The organism is Luteimonas endophytica, from assembly GCF_029887875.1.
GTDB classification, from domain to species: Bacteria; Pseudomonadota; Gammaproteobacteria; order Xanthomonadales; family Xanthomonadaceae; genus Luteimonas; species Luteimonas endophytica.
On the sequence record NZ_JARXRM010000016.1, the window covers coordinates 21714 to 44456 of the forward strand.

General features: G+C 72.7%; 18 protein-coding genes. 13 read left to right on the forward strand and 5 right to left on the reverse strand.

Annotated elements, in window-relative coordinates; translation table 11 throughout:
• Positions 1 to 61: 61 nt before the first annotated feature.
• Entirely contained in the window at positions 62 to 736 is a 675-nt protein-coding gene (locus QFW77_RS03195) for a response regulator (protein WP_280572927.1), read from the reverse strand.
• Between the two features lie 301 nt (positions 737 to 1037).
• Complete coding sequence (gene acs, locus QFW77_RS03200; RefSeq protein WP_280572834.1) at positions 1038 to 2996, reverse strand: acetate--CoA ligase; 1959 nt, start codon at positions 2994 to 2996, stop codon at positions 1038 to 1040.
• A gap of 195 nt (positions 2997 to 3191) precedes the next feature.
• Between acs and QFW77_RS03205 the strand changes: the two genes are divergently transcribed.
• The 6 genes from QFW77_RS03205 (at position 3192) to QFW77_RS03230 (ending at position 10020) form a co-directional block, all read left to right on the forward strand.
• Complete coding sequence (locus QFW77_RS03205; protein WP_280572835.1) at positions 3192 to 4595, forward strand: DcaP family trimeric outer membrane transporter; 1404 nt, start codon at positions 3192 to 3194, stop codon at positions 4593 to 4595.
• Positions 4596 to 4722: 127 nt separating this feature from the next.
• A complete protein-coding gene (locus tag QFW77_RS03210; protein ID WP_280572836.1) occupies positions 4723 to 4983 on the forward strand; it encodes a DUF4212 domain-containing protein in 261 nt (86 codons plus the stop codon).
• Positions 4984 to 4993: 10 nt separating this feature from the next.
• Entirely contained in the window at positions 4994 to 6772 is a 1779-nt protein-coding gene (locus tag QFW77_RS03215; RefSeq protein ID WP_280572837.1) for a sodium:solute symporter family protein, read from the forward strand.
• A gap of 168 nt (positions 6773 to 6940) precedes the next feature.
• Positions 6941 to 7459 carry a hypothetical protein gene (locus QFW77_RS03220; RefSeq protein ID WP_280572838.1) on the forward strand — a complete coding sequence of 173 codons (519 nt, stop codon included), beginning with the start codon at positions 6941 to 6943 and terminating at the stop codon, positions 7457 to 7459.
• A gap of 111 nt (positions 7460 to 7570) precedes the next feature.
• Positions 7571 to 9388: a putative nucleotidyltransferase substrate binding domain-containing protein gene (locus QFW77_RS03225; RefSeq protein ID WP_280572839.1), complete on the forward strand. Its 1818-nt coding sequence runs from the start codon at positions 7571 to 7573 to the stop codon at positions 9386 to 9388.
• A 5-nt stretch (positions 9389 to 9393) separates the two neighbouring features.
• Positions 9394 to 10020: an exonuclease domain-containing protein gene (locus QFW77_RS03230; RefSeq protein ID WP_280572840.1), complete on the forward strand. Its 627-nt coding sequence runs from the start codon at positions 9394 to 9396 to the stop codon at positions 10018 to 10020.
• 55 nt (positions 10021 to 10075) lie between these two features.
• Here the strand turns inward: QFW77_RS03230 and QFW77_RS03235 are convergent, their stop codons facing one another.
• Together QFW77_RS03235 and QFW77_RS03240 are read right to left on the reverse strand one after the other, a co-directional pair.
• Positions 10076 to 10405, reverse strand: coding sequence for an EF-hand domain-containing protein (locus QFW77_RS03235; RefSeq protein ID WP_280572841.1), 330 nt, complete (start codon positions 10403 to 10405; stop codon positions 10076 to 10078).
• A gap of 61 nt (positions 10406 to 10466) precedes the next feature.
• Positions 10467 to 11663, reverse strand: coding sequence for a DesA family fatty acid desaturase (locus tag QFW77_RS03240; protein ID WP_425603258.1), 1197 nt, complete (start codon positions 11661 to 11663; stop codon positions 10467 to 10469).
• 146 nt (positions 11664 to 11809) lie between these two features.
• Here QFW77_RS03240 and mutM point away from each other — a divergent pair, with 146 nt between their 5' ends.
• The 3 genes from mutM (at position 11810) to QFW77_RS03255 (ending at position 16296) form a co-directional block, all read left to right on the forward strand.
• A complete protein-coding gene (gene mutM, locus QFW77_RS03245) occupies positions 11810 to 12622 on the forward strand; it encodes a bifunctional DNA-formamidopyrimidine glycosylase/DNA-(apurinic or apyrimidinic site) lyase (protein WP_280572843.1) in 813 nt (270 codons plus the stop codon).
• Between the two features lie 214 nt (positions 12623 to 12836).
• A complete protein-coding gene (locus QFW77_RS03250; protein WP_280572844.1) occupies positions 12837 to 13409 on the forward strand; it encodes an ECF-type sigma factor in 573 nt (190 codons plus the stop codon).
• A gap of 76 nt (positions 13410 to 13485) precedes the next feature.
• The gene (locus QFW77_RS03255; RefSeq protein ID WP_280572845.1) at positions 13486 to 16296 is read left to right on the forward strand and encodes a serine/threonine-protein kinase; all 2811 of its coding nucleotides are present in this window, start codon (positions 13486 to 13488) and stop codon (positions 16294 to 16296) included.
• Positions 16297 to 16308: 12 nt separating this feature from the next.
• Here QFW77_RS03255 and QFW77_RS03260 read toward each other — a convergent pair whose 3' ends face one another.
• The gene (locus QFW77_RS03260) at positions 16309 to 16932 is read right to left on the reverse strand and encodes a thymidine kinase (RefSeq protein ID WP_280572846.1); all 624 of its coding nucleotides are present in this window, start codon (positions 16930 to 16932) and stop codon (positions 16309 to 16311) included.
• Positions 16933 to 17022: 90 nt separating this feature from the next.
• Here QFW77_RS03260 and QFW77_RS03265 point away from each other — a divergent pair, with 90 nt between their 5' ends.
• From QFW77_RS03265 to QFW77_RS03280, 4 genes are all read left to right on the forward strand, one after another.
• Positions 17023 to 18999 carry a UvrD-helicase domain-containing protein gene (locus tag QFW77_RS03265; protein WP_280572847.1) on the forward strand — a complete coding sequence of 659 codons (1977 nt, stop codon included), beginning with the start codon at positions 17023 to 17025 and terminating at the stop codon, positions 18997 to 18999.
• A 60-nt stretch (positions 19000 to 19059) separates the two neighbouring features.
• Positions 19060 to 19929 carry an HAD family acid phosphatase gene (locus QFW77_RS03270; RefSeq protein WP_280572848.1) on the forward strand — a complete coding sequence of 290 codons (870 nt, stop codon included), beginning with the start codon at positions 19060 to 19062 and terminating at the stop codon, positions 19927 to 19929.
• Between the two features lie 747 nt (positions 19930 to 20676).
• Positions 20677 to 21669, forward strand: coding sequence for a hypothetical protein (locus QFW77_RS03275; RefSeq protein ID WP_280572849.1), 993 nt, complete (start codon positions 20677 to 20679; stop codon positions 21667 to 21669).
• The gene (locus QFW77_RS03280; RefSeq protein ID WP_280572850.1) at positions 21666 to 22445 is read left to right on the forward strand and encodes a hypothetical protein; all 780 of its coding nucleotides are present in this window, start codon (positions 21666 to 21668) and stop codon (positions 22443 to 22445) included. Before QFW77_RS03275 ends, QFW77_RS03280 begins: the two co-directional genes overlap by 4 nt.
• Positions 22446 to 22743: the final 298 nt, after the last annotated feature.

Sequence of the window (22743 nt, forward strand, 5' to 3'; positions counted from 1 at the left end):
CGTGCATGACACGCTCCTGCGGGAACCGGCGTTCGCGGGCGCCTGAGCGGCAGGCGGCGCCTCAGGCGGCGCCGGGTTCCTCGGGCGGAGCGGTCACGGCGCCCGGGTCGAGCGCGAGGCGGCCGGCGATCAGCACCGCCTGGGTGCGGTTGGTGGCGCCGAGCTTGCGCAGAATCGCGCTCATGTGCGCCTTGACGGTGGCCTCGGAGACCCCGAGTTCGTAGCCGATCTGCTTGTTGAGCATGCCGGCGCCGAGCATCTGCAGCACCCGGAACTGCTGTGGAGTGAGCTCGCGCACCCGCGCGGCCACGTCCTGTTCGTCGGCGCTGGCGGCCGGCGCGGCATGGGCGGCGGCCGGCGCCCACTGGTCGCCGTCGAGCACCTGCTGCAGCGCGACCGCCAGGGTCTGGGCGTCGGCGGACTTGGGAATGAAGCCCATCGCGCCGTGGTCGAGCGCGCGCCGCATCACCGTGGGCTCCTCGCGCGCCGACACCACCACGATCGGCAGCTGCGGATGCTGCGCGCGCAGGTGCACCAGCGCGCTGAAACCTTGCGCGCCGGGCATGTTGAGGTCGAGCAGCAGCAGGTCGGCATCCGGGTCGGCCTCGACCAGCGCGTACAGGGCGTCGGTGTCGTGGGCCTCGCGCAGCACCGCCTGCGGCAGGATCCGCGCCACCACGCCGCGCAGCGCCTCGCGGAACAGCGGATGGTCGTCGGCGATGAGCAGGGTGGTCATGGGCACGGGCGGGCGATCCGGAACAGGGAGGGGAGTGTGCGTCATTGGGCCAGCGTGCGCCGCGATCCTCAGCCGCACCCGGCCCGCGCCCGCACGGTCCGCCGCCGGCTGGCCGCAGGCCGGTGCGTGCGCGGCCGTTGCCGGCAGGGCCGAAGCGGGCCGCATCGGCAACCCGGCGCGCCTGCCGGGCCTCGCTGAATCCGTCCGTCGCGGGCCGCCGTATGGCCCACGGCCCGCTGCCCGTGGATCGCCCCGACATGGGAGGCGCCGCGCGCGTCGCAACGCCACGGCTGCCGATGGATCACCCTTCAGGAACCCGCCGGTTCTTGACCAGCGCGTCGACCACCGAAGGGTCGGCGAGGGTGGAGGTGTCGCCGAGCTGCTCGGGCGCGTTCTCGGCGATCTTGCGCAGGATCCGGCGCATGATCTTGCCCGAGCGCGTCTTCGGCAGGCCCGGCGCCCACTGCAGGTGGTCGGGGGAGGCGATCGGGCCGATCTCCTTGCGCACGTGCGCCACCAGCTCCTTGCGCAGTGCGTCGTCGCCGGCCTCGCCGGCCACCAGGGTCACGTAGGCGTAGATGCCCTGGCCCTTGACGTCGTGCGGGAAGCCCACCACCGCGGCCTCCGCCACCTTCGGGTGCGAGACCAGCGCGCTTTCGACCTCGGCGGTGCCGATGCGGTGGCCGCTGACGTTGATCACGTCGTCGACCCGGCCGGTGATCCAGTAGTAGCCGTCGGCGTCGCGGCGGCAGCCGTCGCCGGTGAAGTACATGCCCGGGTAGGTCTTGAAATAGGTGTCGATGAAGCGCTGGTCGTCGCCGTAGACGGTGCGCATCTGTCCCGGCCAGGAGTCGAGGATCACCAGGTTGCCCTCGGTCTCGCCCTCCAGCACGGTGCCGTTGGCGTCGACGATCGCCGGGCGCACGCCGAAGAACGGCAGCGTCGCCGAGCCGGGCTTGGTGGCGATGGCACCGGGCAACGGGGTGATCAGGTGGCCGCCGGTCTCGGTCTGCCACCAGGTGTCGACGATCGGGCAGCGCGAATCGCCCACCACCTCGAAGTACCAGCGCCAGGCTTCGGGGTTGATCGGCTCGCCGACGGTGCCGAGGATCCGCAGCGAGGAGCGATCGGTCCGCTTGACCGGGCCGTCGCCCTCGCGCATCAGCGCGCGGATCGCGGTGGGCGCGGTATAGAACAACGTCACCTTGTGGCGGTCGACCACCTGCCAGAAGCGCGAGCTGTCGGGGTAGTTCGGCACGCCTTCGAACATCAGCGCGGTGGCGCCGTTGGCCAGCGGGCCGTAGACGATGTAGCTGTGCCCGGTGACCCAGCCGACGTCCGCTGTGCACCAGAAGACGTCGTCCTCCTTCAGGTCGAAGGCGCATTCGTGGGTGTAGGCGGCGAACACCAGGTAGCCGCCGGTGGTGTGGAGCACGCCCTTGGGCTTGCCGGTGCTGCCCGAGGTGTAGAGGATGAACAGGGGGTCCTCGGCGTTCATCCGCTCCGGCACGCAGCTGTCCGGCTGGCCGTCCACCACCGCGTCGTACCAGCGGTCGCGCGGCATCTGCATGTCCACCGCGCCGCCGGTGTGGCGCACCACCAGCACCGTCTCGACGCTGGTGGTGCCGGGCATCGCGAGCGCGGCGTCGACGTTGGCCTTCAGCGGCACCTTGCGGTCGCCGCGCACGCCCTCGTCCGCGGTGATCACCAGCCGGCTGCCGCAGTCGGCGATGCGGTCGGCGATCGAGTTGGGCGAGAAGCCGCCGAACACCACGGTGTGGATCGCGCCGATGCGGGCGCAGGCCAGCATCGCCACCGCCGCCTCGACGATCATCGGCAGGTAGATGGTGACCCGGTCGCCCTTGCGCACCCCCAGGCTGCGCAGCGCGTTGGCCAGCCGGCAGACCCGCGCGTGCAGCTCGCGGTAGCTGACGTGCTGCGGCTCGGTGGCCGGGTCGTCGGCCTCCCAGGTCAGCGCGGTCTTGTCGCCGCGGGTCTCGAGGTGCCGGTCGAGGCAGTTGACGCTGGCGTTGAGCTCGCCGTCGGCATACCAGCGGATCCGGAAGTCCTCGAGCGCGAAGCTGACGTCGCGGATGCTGGTCGGCTTGCGGTCCCACTGCAGGCGCTCGGCCACCCGGGCCCAGAAGGCATCGGGGTCGCCGACCGATTCGGCGTACATGCGCTCGTAATCGTTCTTGCGGATCGCGGCCCCGGCGGCGATCTCCTCGGGCACCGGATACAGGGCTTGGCTGCTGGACATGCTGGCGTTCCCGGAATCGAAAAAACGGTTGCCGACAGTGTGCCGCATCCGCCCAGGGCCCGTCTTAGACCTTCGTCTAAGCCGGTGCGGGGCATTCGACCAATGGTGTATTGGCGCTCACCCCGCCAGCGCGCAGGCTCGGCTCGGAGTGGGCTGAACGGCCTGCCTTCATGCACCCTTCGGGAGGGGAACCAGATGAATCGACACGTCGTAGCGAAGGCGCGGCCGCGGGTGCTCGCGGTGGCGTTGCTGGCGGCCCTGGCCGCGCCGGGGATGGCGTTCGGCCAGACCGCCAAGGAACAGGAGCTGGAAGCGCGGATCGCGCAGCTCGAGGCCCAGGTCCGGGCGCTGCTCTCGCAGCAGCAACAGCAGCAGTCCGAGCTCGCCGAGACCCGCACCCAGGTGACCGAAGTGCGCACCGCCCAGGCCCAGGCGCCAGCGGCGGCCGCGGCCGACGGCAAGGGGATCCAGCGCGGCACGATCATGACCGCCGCCAACCCCGGCACCACCTTCTCCTACGGCGGCATGATCAAGTTCGACGCGATGGTCACCGACACCAGCGACGGCCGCATCGCCGATGGCTCGGCCGGGCGGCTGTTCTACGTGCCCAGCACCATCCCGGTCGGCGCCGATGGCGCCGACGGCGGCGACGCCTACACCGACCAGCACGCGCAGTTCTCGCGGTTCTGGTTCAGCGCCGACCACGCCACCGAGGGCGGCGACAAGTTCAAGGCCTACATCGAGGCCGACATGTTCGGCGGCGGCAGCAACGCGCTGCTCGGCAACGAGACCTCCACCAACACCTACGGCGTCTCGCTGCGCCACGCCTACGTCAGCTGGAACCGCTGGCTGGCCGGCCAGACCTGGTCCAACTTCATGGACGTGGGCGCGCTGCCCGACGCGGTCGACTTCGTCGGGGTCACCGACGGCACGGTGTTCGTGCGCCAGGCCCAGCTGCGCTACACCAACGGCCCGTGGTCGTTCTCCGCGGAGAACCCGCAGACCACGGTGCAGTCCTACTCGCCGTTCAACCCGGTGGCGGGCGCGCGCTTCAACACCGGCGACAACGTGCTACCGGACTTCACCGCGCGCTGGATCACCCGCGGCGACTGGGGCCACTTCACCGTCGCCGGCCTGGTCCGGCAGTTCAAGGCCGCCGACGAGACCGAGACCGGGGCGGCGGTCAGCGCCTCGGGCAAGTTCAACCTGGGCACCAGCGACGACATCCGCTACGCGGTCAACGCCGGCCAGGGCATCGGCCGCTACCTCGCCTTCGGCATGGGCAGCGACGTGATGCAGGACGCCAACGGCGATCTGCACGCGCTCGACGGCTACGGCGGCTTCGTGGCCTGGCGCCACGTGTTCTCGCCGCTGGTGCGCACCAACCTGATGTACTCGGCGGCGCACTACGACAACGACGAGGCGCTGGTCGGGTTCGGCGTGACCGAGCGCGCGCACTCGCTGCACGCCAACGTCATCTATTCGCCGTTCCCGAAACTCGACGTGGGCGCCGAGCTGATCTTCGGCCAGCGCTTCCTCGAGGACGACCGCGAGGGCGACCTGACCCGCGTGCACACCCACGTCCGGTACACCTTCTAGGGGGAGACATGAACGCAACCGACAAGGCCGCGCTGCGCCCACGATCCCGGCGCCGCGCGAGCCGATCGCACGCCACCGCCCACCGCGCGTGGGCGGGCCATCCATCCGACCGCAAGGGGGACGCCGCATGACGCTCGACAAGACCGCAGCCAAGTACTGGAAAGCCAATCTGCGCATCATCTGGATCTGCATGTCGATCTGGGCGCTGGTGTCGGTGGGATTCGGCATCCTGCTGCGCCCGCTGCTGTCGGGCATCCGCATCGGCGGCACCGACCTGGGTTTCTGGTTCGCGCAGCAGGGTTCGATTCTGGTCTTCATCGCCCTGATCTTCTTCTACACCTGGTACATGAACCGGCTCGATCGCGAGTACGACGTGGACGAACAATAGGGCTGCGCACATGGATCAATTCACGATCAACCTCATCTTCGTCGGCGGTTCGTTCCTGCTCTACATCGCCATCGCGATCTGGGCGCGCGCCGGTACCACCGCCGAGTTCTACGCGGCCAACCGCGGCGTCCACCCGGTGCTCAACGGCATGGCCACCGCGGCCGACTGGATGTCGGCCGCCTCGTTCATCTCGATGGCCGGCCTGATCGCCTTCGTCGGCTACGGCAACTCCACCTACCTGATGGGCTGGACCGGCGGCTACGTGCTGCTGGCGCTGCTGCTGGCCCCGTACCTGCGCAAGTTCGGGCGCTTCACCGTGCCCGACTTCATCGGCGACCGCTTCTACAGCCGCAGCGCGCGGATGGTGGCGGTAGCGGCGCTGCTGATCATCTCGATCACCTACGTGATCGGGCAGATGACCGGCGCGGGGGTGGCGTTCTCGCGCTTCCTCGAGGTGGACGCCACCACCGGCCTGCTCATCGCTTCGGCGGTGGTGTTCGTGTACGCGGTGCTCGGCGGCATGAAGGGCATCACCTACACGCAGGTGGCGCAGTACGTGGTGCTGATCATCGCCTACACGATCCCGGCGATCTTCATTTCCATGCAGCTCACCGGCAATCCCGTGCCGCAGCTCGGGCTGTTCTCGACCCATACCGAGTCGGGCCTGCCGCTGCTGGCCAGACTCGATCAGGTGCTGCTCGAGCTCGGCTTCCAGGACTACACCGGCAACAACGGCTCGACCCTCAACATGGTGCTGTTCACCCTGTCGCTGATGGTCGGCACCGCGGGCCTGCCGCACGTGATCATCCGCTTCTTCACCGTGCCCAAGGTCTCCGACGCGCGCAGGTCCGCGGGCTGGGCGCTGGTGTTCATCGCCCTGCTCTACACGGTGGCGCCGGCGGTGGGCTCGATGGCCCGGCTGAACATCATCAACACCATCTACCCCGCCGGCACCGCGGCCGCGCCGATCGAGTACGAGGCCCGGCCCGACTGGATGCGCAACTGGGAGCAGACCGGGCTGCTGGCGTTCGAGGACCTCAACAACGACGGCCGGATCCAGTACTACAACGCCACCAACGAGGAGTTCGCCGCCACCGCCGCGGAGCGCGGCTGGGCCGGCAACGAGATGGTGACCTTCAACCAGGACATCCTGGTGCTGGCCAATCCGGAGATCGCGCAACTGCCCGGCTGGGTCCTGGGCCTGATCGCCGCCGGCGGCCTCGCGGCCGCGCTGTCCACGGCGGCGGGCCTGCTGCTGGCGATCTCGTCGGCGGTCAGCCACGACCTGATCAAGTCGACCTTCAAGCCCGACATCTCGGAGAAGGGGGAACTGCTCGCCGCCCGCTTCTCGATGGCCGCGGCGATCGTCCTGGCGACCTACCTGGGATTGAATCCACCGGGGTTCGCGGCACAGACGGTGGCATTGGCGTTCGGACTGGCGGCGTCGTCGCTGTTCCCGGCGATCATGATGGGCATCTTCTCCAAGAAGATGAACTCCACCGGCGCGATCGTCGGCATGCTGGTCGGACTGGTGTCGACGTGCGTGTACATCTTCACCTACCTGGGCTGGTTCTTCATTCCCGAGACCAACACCCTCGAGAACGTGCCCGAGAACTGGCTGCTCGGCATCTCGCCGCTGTCGTTCGGCGCGGTGGGTGCGGTGCTCAACTTCGCCGCCGCGTACCTGGTGCTGTCGATGACCAAGCCGGCGCCGGAGCGGATCCAGGAACTGGTGGAGAGCATCCGCGTGCCGCGTGGCGCGGGTAGCGCGACCCACATCGCGCACTGAGTCCGGCGTCTCTCCAGGGCCCGCCCCCGCCACGCGGGGGCGGGTCTTTTTCGTCGGCGCCCGGCGCTCCATTCGCCGCACGCCTTCGCCGCGCACGGCAACGTGGCGGCCGATTTGTCATGATGGCGCACGGCGAGCGATCGCCGGGCCACAACGGGGGTCACCGGCATGCTGTTGGAGTTCATAGCGATCATCTCCGCGGGCTTCGGCCTGGCGGGCCTGGTCCTGGCGCTGAACTTCCTGGTCCGCAAGCGGCTGCCCGGCTGGGCGGTGCCCGCCGCGGCGGGCGGCGGCATGCTGGCGATGGCGATCTGGCTGGAATACTCCTGGCTGGACCGCGTCACCGCCACCTTCCCGGACGAGGTGGAGGTGGCCTCGACCAACGAGCTGCGGGTCTGGTACCGCCCGTGGACCTACGTGGTACCGCAGACCAGCCGGCTGATCGCCATCGATCACCGCTTCGACCGGCGCAACCCGGCGATGCCCGACCAGGTGCTGACCCAGGTGCTGCTGATGGGCCGCTGGGAGCCGGCGCGCCAGTTCGGCGCGGTGTTCGACTGCGCGGGCCGGCGCCGCGCCGACCTGGTGGACGAGGTGGTGTTCGACGAGAATGGCGCCCCGCGCAACGCCCGCTGGATCGCGCTGCCGGAAGACGACGGCCTGCTGCGCGCCGCCTGCACGCCATGACCGGCCCTCGCCCATCGCGGCGTCCCGGCACCACCGCGCCGTGCCGGCGCGCGGATCCCTCGGCGCCGCCCCGCGAAGGCGGGTTCGGCAGAAGCCCGACACGCTAGCGCCATGGACAGCGTGCCCGGCCTGGACCTGAGCCAGCCCCCGTTCGACCTGCTGGACGACGCCGGGCGCGCGCGCCTGCAGGCCAGCGTGGACGTGGGTTTCCACGCCGCCGGCAGCACCCTGATCGAGGCCGGCAAGGCCTCGCCGCACGTGCATGTGATCCTCAAGGGCCTGGTCCATGCCTATCAAGCCGATGGCGGCGGCGAGCAGCGCTTCGCCGACTACGGCCCGGGCGACGTCTTCGGCGCCTGGGCGGTGATGGCGGGCCGCGCCCGGCTGAGCTACCGCACCGAGGGCGAGTGCCTGAGCTTCCTGATCCCGGCCGAGGTGTTCCGCCGGCTGATCGACGACAACCCGCGCTTCGCCGCCTATTTCAACGAGGGGCTCGCGACCAAGGGGCAGTTGTCGGTCTCGGGGCAGGAGCGCCGCGAGGCGGCCGAGCTGATGGGCACCCGGGTCGGCGAGGCGCAGCTGGCGCCGGCCGAGCGCGTCGCCGCCGCGACCTCCATCGCCGATGCCGCCGCGCGGCTGCGGGAGCGCCGCGTGGATTGCCTGCTGGTGGACGACGCCGGCCATCGGGAGCCCGGCATCCTGACCCGCACCGACCTGCTCGATGCGGTGGCGCTGCAGCGGCTGCCGCTGGAGGCGCCGGTCGGGCCGCTGGCCAGCCGGCCGCTGGTCTGCGTGGGCGCCGACGAGGTGCTGTTCCAGGCGCTGATCGGCATGACCGAGCACCGGATCGAGCGGGTCGTGGTCCGCGACCGCGGCGCCATCGCCGGGACCCTCGGCATCGCCGAGGTGCTCTCGCACTTCGCCAGCCACTCGCACCTCATCAGCCTGCGGCTGGCCCGCGCCCGCACCCTGGAGGACATCGCCAGCGCCGCGGCGGGCATGAACGAACTGATCCGCAGCCTCGCCGCGCACGGGGCGCGCATGCCCTACCTGATGGGCCTGGTCAGTGCGCTCAACGGGCGGGTGATGGCGCAGATCTTCGACCTGCTGGTCGCGCCCGAACACCGCGGCCGCATCTGCCTGCTGGTGATGGGCAGCGAAGGCCGCCGCGAGCAGCTGCTCAAGACCGACCAGGACAACGCGCTGGTGATCGCCGACGACCTCGACTGGCCCGGCCTGGCCGACGCCATGGCGCGCTTCAGCGCGGCGCTCGATGCGGTCGGCTACCCGCCGTGCCCCGGCAAGGTGATGGTGAACGAGCCGCATTGGCGGATGACGGCCAGCCAATGGCAGGAACGCGTCGGCCATTGGCAACGGCGCCACGGCGGCGAGGCGGCACTGGACCTGTCGATCGCGCTCGATGCCCGCCCCATCGCCGGCAACCCGGCGCTGTTCGCCCCGGTCAAGGCCGGCCTCATGGCGCTGGGCCAGGACGAGATCCTGCTGCACCACCTGGCCTCCGCCACGCTCAACTTCAACACCCCGCTGACGCTGTTCGGGCGGGTGCGCGGCGATGCACACGGGATCGACCTGAAGAAGGGCGCGATCTTCCCGGTGGTGCACGGCCTGCGCTGCCTGGCGCTGCGCCATGGCGTTGCCGCCACGGCCAGCCTCGAACGCTGCGAGGCGCTCGCCGAGCGCGGGGCGCTGCCGCGCGAACTCGGCCGCGACCTGCCGCAGGCGCTCAACGTGTTCCAGCGCATGCGGCTGGACGCGCAGCTGGCCGCGCTCGCGGCAGGCCGCGTCCCCGACAACCACCTCGACCCGCAGAGCCTGCGCCGGCTGGACCGGGAACTGCTGCGCGACGCGCTGCACGTGGTGAAGGAATTCCGCGAGCACGTGCGCCGCGCCTTCCATCTGGCGGACTGACGCCGATGGACGCCCTGCGCCAATGGTGGCTGCGCAAGCGGCACGGGGATGGCGAATGGACGGCGCTGCTGCGGCCCGCGCCGGCGGCCGAGTGGGTCAGCCTGGACGTGGAAACCACCGGCCTCGACCCGCAGCGCGACCACATCCTCAGTCTGGCGGCGGTTCCCGTGCGCGGCGGCCTGGTGCTGCTGTCGGACCGGTTCGAGCGGCGGATCCGGCCGGACCGGGGCTTCGACATCGAATCGATCCGCCACCACCGCATCACCCCCGACGAGGCGGCCGGCGGCATGTCGGTGACCCCCGCGGTGCGCGAATTCCTGCGCTGGCTGGGCCCCCGCAGGCTGCTGGGCTATCACCTGGCGTTCGACCTGGCGATGCTGGCCCCGCACGTGAGGGCGCTCACCGGCTTCGCCCTGCCCAACCCCCGGGTCGAACTCGCCGAGGCGTTCGCCGCGCGGGCGCGCCGGGCGCGGCCCGACGTGCCCCCCAACCTCGATTTCGGCCACATCGCCGACGCGCTGGGCGTGCCGGTGCTGGGACGGCACACCGCCCTGGGCGATGCCACCACGGTGGCATTGTGCTGGCTGGCGCTGCAGGGCGCCGCGCGCAACGCGTCTTCGGACCGGCGCTGAACGCAGCCGCGCGCGCGTCATCGGGACGGCCGCAGGCGCTGGGTGCTGCGGAGGCCTATTGCGGCGGGGCGGCGAGTTCGCGGGCGTCGAGGAAGCCGTCGCGGTCCAGGTCCTGGCGGTTGAAGCGGTCGGTCAGCCGGGCCAGGTGGGCGGCGCGGGCAATGGGCCGGCCACGGCTGCCCGGCTGTTCCGCGGGCGCCAGGGTGCCGTCGCCGTCGGCGTCCATCGCGTCGAAGGCGTAGCTCATCCAGTCCTGGTACTCGCCGAGCGAGACCCGGCCGTCGCCGTCGGCGTCCATGCGCGCGAGATAGTCGGTGGTGGCCGCGATCTGCGCGGCGGCCGGCGCCGCCGTCGCGGCGAGCCCAAGTGCCGCCGCCGCGGCCATGAAAAGGCCCGGCCGTCGCCGGCCGGGCCCGTCGTGCATCGCCTGCGCCATGGCGCGGGGCTCAGGCCCGCGCCGGCTGCAGCGAATAACCCTTCAGCCGCGCCGAGTACTCCTGCAGCACCCGGATGCCGCTGGCCTCGGCCTCGTGGCACCAGGCCTGCAGCTGGCGCAGGCGCTCGGAGGCGTCGTTGCTGCGCGCCTCCAGCACAGCGGCCAGGCGCGCGCGATACTCGACCAGGGTGCGGATGCGCGGGCGCTGCTCGACCCACTGCTGCAGCTCCTGGCGCGCATCGGGCTGGAGCCAGCGGCCGTCGTCGGCCAGCGCCTTGCGCAGCCTGCGCGGCAGCAGCGCGCGCAGGCGGGCACCGGCGGCCCGCGCCTCCTCGCGCAGCGCCGGCTTGATCACCTTGCGCTGGTAGTCGGTCATGGCCTGGAAGCGCAGCGCCAGCAGCGCGCGCATGGTGTCGGTGTCGGGCACCTGGATGTTCGGCCGGACGTCGAGCGAGGGCGCGACCCGCAGCACCTTCGCCAGGCCGATCTTCTGCAGGCCCTGGATGGTGGCCCAGCCGATGTCGAACTCCCAGCGGCGCAGGGCGAACTTCGCCGAACTCGGGAACGCGTGGTGGTTGTTGTGCAGCTCCTCGCCGCCGATCCACACGCCCCAGGGGGTGAGATTGGTGGCGGTGTCGGTGGTCTCGAAGTTGCGGTAGCCCCACCAGTGGCCGAGGCCGTTGACCACGCCGGCGGCCCAGAACGGGATCCAGGCCATCTGGATCGCCCACACCGCCACGCCGGCCAAGCCGAACAGCGCGAACATCACGAACAGCAGCAGGGTCGGGCCGAGGGTGGCGTGCGGGGTGTACAGCCGGCGCTCGATCCAGTCGTCCGGGCAGCCCTTGCCGTACTGCTCGATGTCGTCGCGCTGGCCACGGGCCTCGCGGTACAGCTCCACGCCGCGCCAGAAGACCTGGCGGATGCCCTTGAACTGCGGGCTGTGCGGATCCTCCTCGGTCTCGCACTTGGCGTGGTGCTTGCGGTGGATGGCGACCCACTCGCGGGTGATCATCGAGGTGGTCAGCCAGGTCCAGAAGCGGAAGAAGTGCGCCAGCACCGGATGGAAGTCGACGCCCCGGTGGGCCTGGCTGCGGTGCAGGTACAGGGTGACCGAGAGGATCGTCAGCTGGGTGGCGACCAGCAGGACCAGCACGAGCGGCCAGAAGCCGAACTGCAGCAGTCCACCGGAGAAGAAATCGAGCATTGATGCGGGCATGGGAACGCCAGAACGGAGTGACCCGGCCATCATCGCGCGCCGCGCAGATGAAGTCATCCCTGCGCCCGGGTATGGCGCGGAAGACGTTCAGCTGCATGCTTGTGCAGTGAACACCGCGGCTCCACCTTGCGGACATGCCCGAACTTCCCGAAGTCGAAACCACCCGGCGCGGTCTCGCACCGCATCTCGAGGGACGCCGCATTCAGGGGGTGCAGCTGCGCCGGGCCGACCTGCGCTGGCCGATCCCGGAGCAGGTGGCGGAGGCGCTGCCCGGGCAGCGCGTCCATACCGTGCGCCGACGCGCCAAGTACCTGCTGCTGGATACCGCGGCCGGCAGCGCGCTGCTGCACCTGGGGATGTCCGGCAGCCTGCGCGTGCTGCCCGGCGATGCGCCGGTGCGGGCCCATGATCACGTCGACATCGTTCTGGACAACGGCAGGCTGCTGCGCTTCAACGATCCCCGCCGCTTCGGCTGCCTGCTGTGGCAACCCCGGGGGGAGCTGCACCCGCTGCTGCGCGGGCTGGGGCCGGAACCGCTGTCCGCGGACTTCGACGGCGATCACCTGTACGCGGCGAGCCGGGGGCGCAAGGCCGCGGTGAAGACCCTGCTGATGGACCAGCGGATCGTGGTGGGGGTCGGCAACATCTACGCGGCCGAAGCGCTGTTCGCTTCGGGGATCGCCCCCCAGCGGGCCGCCGGCCGGGTCTCGCGGGCGCGCTACGAGGCGCTCGCCACCGAGGTCAAGGCGGTGCTGGAACGCGCGATCCGACGCGGCGGCACCACCCTTCGCGACTTTCTGGACGCGGACGGCGCGCCGGGGTATTTCGAGCAGGAGCTCGCGGTCTACGGCCGCGGCGGCGCTCCCTGCCGGCGCTGCGACCGGCCGCTCAGGCAGGCCTGGCTCGGCCAGCGCACCACGGTGTGGTGCGGGCACTGCCAGAAGTAGAGCCTGTCTGGAAGTCGGGCCGGGCACGCCGGAGCACGGCGCACCGGGTCGCCGGGCCTGGGCGGGAAGCACCAAGCCCCCCGTCCAATCGCCACCGCGAGATGACGCGCCAGGGGCGCCCGCGGCCCCGGCCGCCCGGGTCGCTTCCAGCGGCACCGGGGAGCCCCGGCGGGGACGGCGGGTATATAGTGGCGCCTGTCGCATGGGGATGGCGATGGGCAGCTCCGCTGACATCACGCAACTGCTGGACGCGGCGCGCGGCGGCGACCGTGGCGCGCTCGACCACGTCCTGGCCACGCTCTACCAGGAGCTGCATACGATGGCGCGCCGCCAGCTGGCCGGGCAGTACGGCCAGACCCTGGACGCCACCGCGCTGGTGCACGAGGCCTACCTGAAGCTGATCGGCGGCAACGGCGCCCGTTTCGAGGACCGGGCGCACTTCTTCGCCTATGCCGCCTCGGCGATGCGCAGCGTGGTGGTGGACTACGCGCGCCAGCGCCTGGCGCGCAAGCGCGGCGGCGACCAGCACCGGGTGACCGACCTGCCAGAGGACCTCGCCGGCGGGCTGCGCCTGGACGAGGAGATGCTCAGCCTCGACACCGCCCTCACCCAGCTGGCGCGCGCCGACGAGCGCCTGGCGCGGGTGGTCGAACTGCGCTATTTCGCCGGCCTGTCGGAGCTGGAGATCGCCGGCGTGCTGCAGCGTTCGGAGCGCAGCGTGCGCCGCGACTGGCAGAAGGCGCGGCTGTTCCTGCTGGCGGCGCTGCGGGATGAGCCGGCGGCCTGAACCGCGGCCGCGAGCCCGGCCCGCACCCGTCCGGCACGGCCGCGGCCCGGGCCGCGACGCGGCGGGCTGACCGGGCATGGACGCCGATCGCTGGCGCCGGCTGTCGCCGCTGCTCGACGCGCTGCTCGATGCCCCCGCCGCCGAACGCGCCGCCACCCTCGCCTCGCTGCGCGAGGAGGACCCGGCGCTGGCCGAGGAACTCGAGCGGCTGCTGACGCTGGAGCAGGACCACGACGATTTCCTCGATACCCCGCTGGTGGCCCCGCTGCCCGGGGCGCGCTCCGGCACCGAGGTGGGCCCGTACCGGCTCGAGCGCCTGCTCGGCGAGGGCGGCATGGGCCAGGTGTGGCTGGCCAGCCGCGCCGATGGCCTCTACCAGCGCCGGGTCGCCCTGAAGCTGCTGCGCCCTGGCCTGGCCGACCCCGGCCTGCGCCTGCGCTTCACCCGCGAGCGCGAGATCCTCGCCCGCCTCGAGCACGCCCATATCGCGCGCCTGCTGGATGCCGGCATCAGCGCCGACAACCAGCCCTACCTGGCGCTCGACTACGTCGACGGCGAGCCGCTCACCGACTGGTGCCGCGGCCGCGCGCTGGACGTGCGCGCCAGGCTGCGGCTGTTCCTGCAGGTGTGCGACGCGGTCAGCCACGCCCACGCCAACCTGATCGTGCACCGCGACCTCAAGCCGTCCAACATCCTGGTCACCCCGCTGGACGAGGTGCGGCTGCTGGACTTCGGCATCGCCAAGCTGCTCGACAGCGCCGAGCTGCCCGACCAGACCCGCACCGGCACCCGCGCCTTCACCCTGCACTACGCCGCACCCGAGCAGATCCGCGGCGAGCCGGTGACCACGCTCACCGATGTGTACGCGCTGGGGGTGGTGCTGTACGAGCTGCTCACCGATGCCCGCCCCTACGAGTTGGAACGCGCCAGCGACGCCCAGTGGGAGCAGGCGATCCTCGAAGCCGACCCGCTGCGCCCGTCGCTGAGGCTGTTGCGTCGCGCCGACACCGAATCCGCCGCGGCCGCCGGCCTGCGCCGGCGCGCGCGCGCGGTGGCCGGCGACCTCGACAACATCGTGCTCAAGGCGCTGGCCAAGCGCCACGACCAGCGCTATCCCTCGGTGGAGGCGCTGGCGCTGGACCTGCAGCGCTATCTCGACGGCAGGCCGGTGCTGGCGCGCAGGCAGCGGCTGGCGTACCGGGTCTGCAAGTACTTCCGCCGGCACCGCTGGCCGCTGTCGACCGCCGCGCTGGTGGCGGCGGTGCTGGTGGCGGCGCTGGGCACCGTGGCCTGGCAGGCGCGGGTGTCGCTGCAGGAGGCGGCCCGCGCGCAGGCGATGCAGGACTTCATCGTGGGGCTGTTCGAGAACACCGGCAGCCTGCCCGAGGGCGCGCCGCTCGACGTGCGCCAGCTGCTGGCCGCGGGCGTGGAGCGGGGCGACATCGAGCTGGCGCGCCAGCCGCTGGCGCACGCCGGCCTGCTCGGGGTGATCGCCCGGCTGCGGATGGGCCTGGGCGACCATCCGCAGGCGCTGGCGCTGCTGCAGCGCCAGGCGGCGGTGCTGTCGGGCCTGGACGAGGTGCCGGCCAGCCTGCGCCTGGAGGCCGCCACCGATCGCGGCCACGTGCTGCGACTGTTGCAGCGCCCGGCGGACTGCGTGTCCGGGATGCGCGAACTGCGACCGCTGGCGCGGCGCCAGGAGCGGCGCCTGCCGCTGCAGGCGGCCGAGTTCTACTCCCAGCTGGGCCGCTGCCAGCGCGCGGTCGGCGATCGCGAACTGGCCGCCGCGCTGTTCCAGCGCGCGCTGAGCCTGCGCCGGGACCCGCTGGCCAGCGACGCGGGCATCGCCGAGAGCCTGGCCGACCTGGCCGGCCTGCACGCCGATGCCGGAGAGCGCGCGGACGCCCTGCGGGAGTTCGGCGCCGCGCTCGAACAGCTGCGCGCGACGGTCGGAGAACGCCATCCGCTGGCCATCGCCATCCTGCGCGAGGTCTGCGCGCTGGAGCGTTCCGAACACGGGGTGGACGCCGCCGAACGCGCCTGCGCGCAGGCGCTGGCGCTGGCGGTGGCGCTGCGCGGCAGCCAGCACCACGTCACCGTCGAGGCGCAGCGGCAGCTGGCCGCGCTGCACCTCGAGCAGGGCCGGCTCGCCGAGGCGGAGGCCGGGCACCGCCAGCTGTTGGCCTGGCTGGTGTCGCGATACGGCGCCAGCCACGGCGAGGTGGCCGAGACCTACCACGGCCTCGGGCTGATCGCGCGCGAGCGCGGCGAGCCCGCGCAGGCGCTGCGGGCGCTGCGCCGGGCCGCGGCGATCTGGCGCCACCAGGACGATCGCGCGCGGCTGGCGACGGCGCTCACCGACCAGGCCCTGGTGCTGCTCGAGGAGGACCGCGCCGCACAGGCGCGGCCGCTGCTCGACGAAGCCTTGCGGCTGGCGCGGCCGGAGGGGTCGGCGCCGCAGCGGGCTCGCACCCTGGTCGCGCTCGGCCGCGTCGAGGCCGCCCTGGGGCGGCGAGCACGCGCGCACGAACACCTGCGTCGCGCGGTGGCCGTCGGCGGCGACGACGGCGCCATCCGCCGGAGCGCGCTGGCCCTGGCGGCGTTCGAGGCCGCGCTGGATGCGCCGGGGGCGCTGGCGCGCCTGGACCGGTTGGGCAGCCTCGCCGCCGGCGACCGCGGGGCGCGGGAACTGGCCTGGCTGGCCCGGGCGCACGCGGCCGCGCTGCGCTGCCGCGAGGAACCGGCAGCGCAGGCCTCGGAACTGGCGGAACTGGAACTGCGGGTGCGCCAGGCCATGCCCGAGGGCGGGACCGTGGTGCGCGAGATCCAGGCGCTGGCCGGCACCTGCCGCGGGCGCCAGGCGCAAGCACCGGCCACCGGCCCCTGAAGCCGCTGCCGGTCAGCCCAGCGGCAGGTCCGGCTGCAGCGGATCGATCCGGCCTTCGCCGCGGGTGACCTTCTTGAACTCGGCGCGGCTGACCGAGACGTAGCGCTCGTTGCCGCCGATCTCCACCTGCGGGCCTTCGTGCACCGCCAAGCCGTTGCCGTCGACCCGCACGGTCATGATCGCCTTGCTGCCGCTGTGGCAGATGGTCTTGATCTCGCTGAGCTCGTCGGCCCAGGCCAGCAGGTACTGGCTGCCCTCGAACAGCTCGCCGCGGAAGTCGGTGCGCAGGCCGTAGCAGAGCACCGGGATGCGCAGCGCGTCGACCACCTCCGACAGCTGCCACACCTGCGCCCGGGTCAGGAACTGCGCCTCGTCGACCAGCACGCAGTGCAGGCGCCCGTGCGCCGCGATGTCGCGCTCCGCCCAGCGCTGCAGGTCGTCGCCCTGGCCGAACGCGGCCGCATCCGCCTGCAGCCCGATCCGCGAGGCGACCCGGCCGCTGCCGGCGCGATCGTCCAGCCGCGGGGTCAGGATCGCCACTCGCATGCCGCGTTCGCGGTAGTTGTGCGCCGACTGCAGCAGGGTGGTGGTCTTCCCCGCATTCATCGCCGAATAGTAGAAGTAGAGCTTGGCCATCGGCGCAGTTTAGCGGCGCGGGCGGCGCCGCGGCGCCCGCTGCCGCGCGGCGCCGGAGCGCACCGGCCGGCAGGCTACAATCGCCGGCCCATGCACGGTCTCAATCCCCAACAATCGGCGGCGGTCGCGCACTGCGACGGCCCACTGCTGGTGCTCGCCGGCGCCGGCAGCGGCAAGACCCGGGTGATCGTGGAGAAGATCGCGCACCTGGTCGCCTCGGGCCGCTATCCGGCCAAGCGCATCGCCGCGATCACCTTCACCAACAAGTCGGCGAAGGAAATGCGCGAGCGCGTGGCCAAGCGCATCCGCGGCGACGCGGCCGACGGCCTGACCGTGTGCACCTTCCACGCCCTGGGCCTGAAGCTGCTGCAGATCGAGCACGCCCGCGCCGGGCTGCGGCGCGGTTTCTCGGTGTTCGATTCCGACGACAGCCTGGCGCAGTTCAGGGACCTGCTGCCCGGCGCCAAGCCCGACGTGGTGCAGGCGATGCAGCAGCTGGTGTCGCGGGCCAAGAACGGCGGGCTGTCGCCGGACGAGGCCGCCGCCGCCGCGCGCAGCACCCGCGAGCAGGAGGCGGCGGCGCTGTACGCGCGCTACCAGGCGCGGCTGGCGGCGTTCAACGCGGTGGATTTCGACGACCTGATCCGGCTGCCGGTGCAGCTGCTGGAGGCGGAGGCCGAACTGCGCCTGGGGTGGCGCGAACGCATCGGCTACCTGCTGGTGGACGAATGCCAGGACACCAACGACGCCCAGTACCGGCTGCTCAAGGCGCTGGCGGGCGAGCGCGGCGCGTTCACCTGCGTGGGCGACGACGACCAGAGCATCTATGCCTGGCGCGGCGCCAATCCCGAGAACCTCTCGCAGCTGGCGCAGGACTACCCGGCGCTGACGGTGATCAAGCTCGAGCAGAACTACCGTTGCTCCAGCCGGGTGCTGCGCGCCGCCAACGCGCTGATCGCCAACAACCCGCACGAGCATCCGAAAACGCTGTGGAGCGCGCAGGCCGACGGCGAGCGGATCCGGGTCTGGGAGTGCCGCGACGCGGCGCACGAGGCCGAGCGCGTGGCCGCCGAGATCCAGTTCCTGCAGACCTCGCGGCAGGCGCAGTGGAACGAGTTCTGCGTGCTGTTCCGCGGCAATCACCAGTCGCGCGCCCTGGAGAAGGCGATGCAGCTGCTGCGGGTGCCCTACCACCTGTCCGGCGGCACCGCGTTCCTGGAACGGGCCGAGGTCAAGGATGCGCTGGCGTGGCTGCGGCTGATCGCCAACCCCGAGGACGACGCGGCGTTCCTGCGCGCGGTGCAGTCGCCCAAGCGCGAGGTCGGCGCGACCACCCTGGCCAGGCTGTCCGAGCTGGCGCAGCACGCGCAGCTGCCGCTGTCGCGCGCCGCCGAGTCGATCGGCCTGCTCAAGCAGCTGCCGGCGCGGGCCGGCAACGCCCTCGGCGGCTTCGCCGACATCGTGCGCGGGCTGCGTGCCGACGCGGCGCGGCTGCCGCCGGCGGAACTGGTGCGCAATCTCAACGAGCGCTCCGGCCTGCTCGCCGCGGTGCGCGCCCAGTGCAAGTCCGAGCAGCACTTCGCGATGCGGCGCGGCAACCTCGACGAGCTGGCCGACTGGTTCGACGGGCCGCGCGGCGGCGGGCCCGGCGAGCTGGCGGCGCAGCTGGCGCTGCTGACCCACGCCGACCGCGACGACGGCGGCAACCAGGTGCGGCTGATGAGCCTGCACGGGGCCAAGGGCCTGGAGTTCCGCTACGTGTTCATCGTCGGCGTCGACGACCACACCCTGCCGCACGAGGCCAGCGTCGACGAGGGCCGCATCGACGAGGAGCGGCGCCTGCTCTACGTCGGCATCACCCGCGCCAAGGAGCGGCTGTGGCTGTCGTACGCGCGCGAGGCGCAGAAATGGGGCAGCCGCCTGCGGCTGGCCCCGAGCCGTTTTCTCGAAGAGCTGCCCGCTGTCGAGCTGCAGCGCGACGGCGCCGACCCGGTGGCCGACGCCGAGCACAAGCGAGAGCGCGCCGACGCCGGCTTCGCCGCGATCAAGGCGCTGCTCGACGCGTGACCGCGACGGCCGGCAACGGCGGTCGGCTAAACTCGGCGGCCCGACCCGCCGGAGTCCGCGATGCGCAAGAACCTGCTCGGCGCCTGCCTGCTCGCACTCGCCCTGGCCGCCTGCCAGTCGCTGCCGACCGCGCCGTCGGCGCCGTCCGCCGCCGACGACAATCTCAACGCGGTGCTGTGGATGCAGACCTCCGCCGAATACCGTGCGGTGGCGCTGTCGGTCTACCAGGCGGCCGGAGCGCGGCTGGACCAGGCACTGGCCGACCCGGACTGGGACGCGCTCGATCCCGAAGAGCGCGCCCTGGCCGGCAGCGCCGCCGGGTTGCCGCCGGCGGTGATCGTGGATATCGACGAGACCGTGCTCGACAACTCGCCGTACCAGGCGCGGCTGGTGCGCGACGGTGGCGAGTACCACGACGACAGCTGGGCGGACTGGGTCGGCGAACGACGCGCCGCGCCGGTCCCCGGCGCGCTGGAGTTCGCCCGCCTCGCCGCCGGCCGCGGGGTGGCCGTCGTCTACCTGTCCAACCGCACCCGCGAGTCCGCGCCCGACACCCTGGCCAACCTGCGCGAGGCCGGCTTCCCAGTCCCGGACGACAACGCGTTCCTCGGCAAGGGCACGCGGGTGGAGGGCTGCGAGGGTAGCGGCAGCGACAAGCGCTGCCGGCGGCTGCTCGCCGGGTCGCGCTACCGGGTACTGATGCAATTCGGCGACCAGCTCGGCGATTTCGTCGCCGTGGAAGAAGAGACCCGGCCGGCCCGGGCGCGGCTGCTCGCCCGGCATGCCGGCTGGTTCGGCGAGCGCTGGTGGATGCTGCCCAACCCCAGCTACGGCGGCTGGGAGCCGGCCACGTTCGGCGGCGACTGGAGCCAGCCGCGGGAGCGGCGGCGGGCCGCCAAGCGCGCCGCACTGCGGACCGGGCCGGAATAGACTCGGCAACTTGCCGGTGCCCGACCCGGCGGGCGCCTTTCCGGGCCAGGATGTTGCCACCGTCGCGCCACGGCGATGCACAAGTCACAGTATCGGCCTACCTAGGGTGGCCCCCAGGGTGCCAGCCGCGCCACCAGCCCTTAGCTTGGCGGAGACCCCACTGACGATCCGGGGCCCCACCTCGCCACCCGAAGCCAAGGGGGGTTCGCCATGTCCATCTTCTCGGCCTCCGGTCCTTCGGGCCTGCTGAACAACCTGGTCGGCCCGGGAGGCGGCGGACTCCGGCAGCTCTTGGCCAGTCTGCAATCGCCGCTCGCGCGGGGAGGCGGCCCCCATGGGCTCCACGGCGGCCCGCATGGTGCTCATGGCGCCCACGGTAGCCACGGCACCCATCCCGGGAGTTCCACAGGCATGCCGGGGCCCGTGCCGAATGGGCCCAACATGCCGAACCTGTCCGGCAACCTGCCCGGTGCCGGCCATCACGGCATGCAGGGACCTTCGCTGCCGCCCTCACCGATCCCGGGCGGAGCTTCGCCACCCGCACCGCCATCGCATGCCGGCCCTCCCTTGCATGCCGGCCCTCCTGCGCATGCGGGGCCACCGCTCCATGCCGGGGCGCCGGCGCACGCCGGCCCGCCCGCTCATGCCGGCCCGGCGGCGAACGCCTCGAGCCAGCCGGCGCAGGGTGCCGCGCCATTCACTCCCGCCGCCACGGCCCCGGCACCGTCGGCTGCCCTGCTGCCGGCGGTGGCCAACGCTGCCGGCACGGTCCTGGGCAACGTGCTGCAGGCGCTGGCACCGGGACTGGCGCGCCAGCTGGGGCCGGCCGCGCAACCGCCTGCCGCTCCCGGCGGCGCGGGCCAGGCCGGCCCGGCCGGCCAGCCCGTTCCCTTGCAGGCCCCACAGGCCCCAGCTTCGCAGGCCGCGGCCATGGCTGCGACCGCGCAGCCGCAGGCTCCGGCCGCGGCACCGGCGGCGCAGCTGCAGGGCGGCCAGCCGGCCCACAATCAGGCCCTGCCCGCGCAACCCGCGCCGACGTCGCAGCAGGCGGTCACCCAGGCGGCGGCGGGTGCCCGGGGCGAGGCGGTGTCGATGCCGGGTGCACCGCCAGGCCAGGCAGCCAGCACGGTCGCCGCGCAGCCGGCGCCGGCCAATCCGGCGATGACCGTTCCCACCCGCGCCGAGGGCGCGATGGCGGACCGCGGCGCCACCGCCGTGCCCGGCGCCCCGGCCGCGAACAGCGCTGCTGCGGCGCCGGGCGCCACCCAGGCGGCCGCCGCGGTCGCGCTGACCCAGGTGGCGGTGCCCGCCTCGCAGTCGCCCGCCGACGCCAGGGGCGTCACGCTGCTGGCTGGCGGCGAACAGCGCGCCCAGGCCCGCGTCGATGGCGTCGCCCATGGCCATACCGTGACGCTGGCGGAGCGCCGGCCACGGTTGTCGCTGGGACTGGGCGGGCTGATCGCCGCGCTGGGGCTGCGCGACGCGGCGATGCGCGAGCGCCACCAGGCCGAGCTGGCGCAGCAGCGCCTGGTCGAACGGATCTTCCAGTGGCTGTACTGGGTGCTGGCGATCACCGCCTACGGCTGTCTGGCGATGGCGATCCTGGTCCTGCTGCCGGTCTTCGACGCGAATGTCGCCAGCTCGGCGCTGCCTGCGCCGGGGCCGTGGATCGGCGGGTTCGCGACCTTCGGTCTGATCGCCGGTTTCGGGGCCTGGATGCTGGCGCGCCGGCTGAAATGACGCCGCCGCGCGCAGCGGCGCCGGCGACCGCGCGCGTGGTCGGCGCCGATCCGCTTCCCGGGCCGTGGCCCGGCCGGGGCGGCTCGCCGGTCACCGGATCCGCCACCCGCCTTCGCGTTGCCGCTCTCGCCGGCCTGCTGGCGCTGGCGGTGTCCGGGTGCGGGAGCGACCGGGGCCCGGACCAGGGCGAGGCGTTCGTCGGCACCTACGCCGGGGACCCGTACACCGGTTTCGTCGAGGTGGAGGTCCGGCCCGCCGGCGGCCGAGCCTGGAGACAGCACGGCGAGGGCAGCGCCCATTTCGTCGACGAGGGCGGCGGCAAGGCGCGCCTGGTGGTGTTCGGCGCGATCGACGACGAGAACGGCGACGCCGGCTTCGCCATCGATGGCGCCTTCACCGACGGCCGCTGGAAGAGCGAAACCGAGGGCGTGTCGCTGGAGATCGACCGCGACGGCCGGATCGGCGGAGGCGGCACCATGCACCCGCAGCGCTTCGACTTCTCCGGCACCGCGACCGCGACCGACTTCGCGCTCGACGTCGGCATCGAGCTGCTCGAGGACAATCCGCAGTCACTGCCGGCCGGCAGCACGTTCCGGTTCGCCTACGAGCTGTCGCGCGCCGAGCCCGGAAAGGACGCGGAGCAAAGCGCTGGCGAGGACGAAGATGGGCGCGGCGGCGACCGGAAGTGCCGCAGGATCCGCTACGAGATGCGGCCGGTGGCCAACATCGGCGACGGCTCGATGAGCATGATCCAGGTACCGGTCTGCCTCGAATAGCCCGCTAGGCCGGGCGCGTGACTCGAGGCCGGCCGGACCGGCCCAATCGGGATACCGGCGCAAGTCGCGATCGCGAGTGACTTGGGGCGGCGCCCCGACCGCGAAACGCTTCCCTGGCGCGTTCATCCAAGGCCGACGCAGCGCCGCAGTCCCGTGCCGTTGCGCGGCCCGGCCTGCCGGCGTTCGGTACTCGCCCCACGAGGGGCCCGACGCCTCATCTCCAAGCTCCTGCGCAGCGTCCCGCCGGTGCGGCGCCCCGGCGCGGGACCATCGACGCCATGGCTAGCGTCGATGAGCC

Excerpts from the sequence above, each read along its gene's own strand:
- QFW77_RS03195 (WP_280572927.1), bottom strand. The coding sequence starts at position 736 with ATGACCACCCTGCTCATCGCCGACGACCATCCGCTGTTCCGCGAGGCG.
- acs (WP_280572834.1), bottom strand. The coding sequence starts at position 2,996 with ATGTCCAGCAGCCAAGCCCTGTATCCGGTGCCCGAGGAGATCGCCGCC.
- QFW77_RS03205 (WP_280572835.1), top strand. The coding sequence starts at position 3,192 with ATGAATCGACACGTCGTAGCGAAGGCGCGGCCGCGGGTGCTCGCGGTG.
- QFW77_RS03210 (WP_280572836.1), top strand. The coding sequence starts at position 4,723 with ATGACGCTCGACAAGACCGCAGCCAAGTACTGGAAAGCCAATCTGCGC.
- QFW77_RS03215 (WP_280572837.1), top strand. The coding sequence starts at position 4,994 with ATGGATCAATTCACGATCAACCTCATCTTCGTCGGCGGTTCGTTCCTG.
- QFW77_RS03220 (WP_280572838.1), top strand. The coding sequence starts at position 6,941 with ATGCTGTTGGAGTTCATAGCGATCATCTCCGCGGGCTTCGGCCTGGCG.
- QFW77_RS03225 (WP_280572839.1), top strand. The coding sequence starts at position 7,571 with ATGGACAGCGTGCCCGGCCTGGACCTGAGCCAGCCCCCGTTCGACCTG.
- QFW77_RS03230 (WP_280572840.1), top strand. The coding sequence starts at position 9,394 with ATGGACGCCCTGCGCCAATGGTGGCTGCGCAAGCGGCACGGGGATGGC.
- QFW77_RS03235 (WP_280572841.1), bottom strand. The coding sequence starts at position 10,405 with ATGGCCGCGGCGGCGGCACTTGGGCTCGCCGCGACGGCGGCGCCGGCC.
- QFW77_RS03240 (WP_425603258.1), bottom strand. The coding sequence starts at position 11,663 with ATGCTCGATTTCTTCTCCGGTGGACTGCTGCAGTTCGGCTTCTGGCCG.
- mutM (WP_280572843.1), top strand. The coding sequence starts at position 11,810 with ATGCCCGAACTTCCCGAAGTCGAAACCACCCGGCGCGGTCTCGCACCG.
- QFW77_RS03250 (WP_280572844.1), top strand. The coding sequence starts at position 12,837 with ATGGGCAGCTCCGCTGACATCACGCAACTGCTGGACGCGGCGCGCGGC.
- QFW77_RS03255 (WP_280572845.1), top strand. The coding sequence starts at position 13,486 with ATGGACGCCGATCGCTGGCGCCGGCTGTCGCCGCTGCTCGACGCGCTG.
- QFW77_RS03260 (WP_280572846.1), bottom strand. The coding sequence starts at position 16,932 with ATGGCCAAGCTCTACTTCTACTATTCGGCGATGAATGCGGGGAAGACC.
- QFW77_RS03265 (WP_280572847.1), top strand. The coding sequence starts at position 17,023 with ATGCACGGTCTCAATCCCCAACAATCGGCGGCGGTCGCGCACTGCGAC.
- QFW77_RS03270 (WP_280572848.1), top strand. The coding sequence starts at position 19,060 with ATGCGCAAGAACCTGCTCGGCGCCTGCCTGCTCGCACTCGCCCTGGCC.
- QFW77_RS03280 (WP_280572850.1), top strand. The coding sequence starts at position 21,666 with ATGACGCCGCCGCGCGCAGCGGCGCCGGCGACCGCGCGCGTGGTCGGC.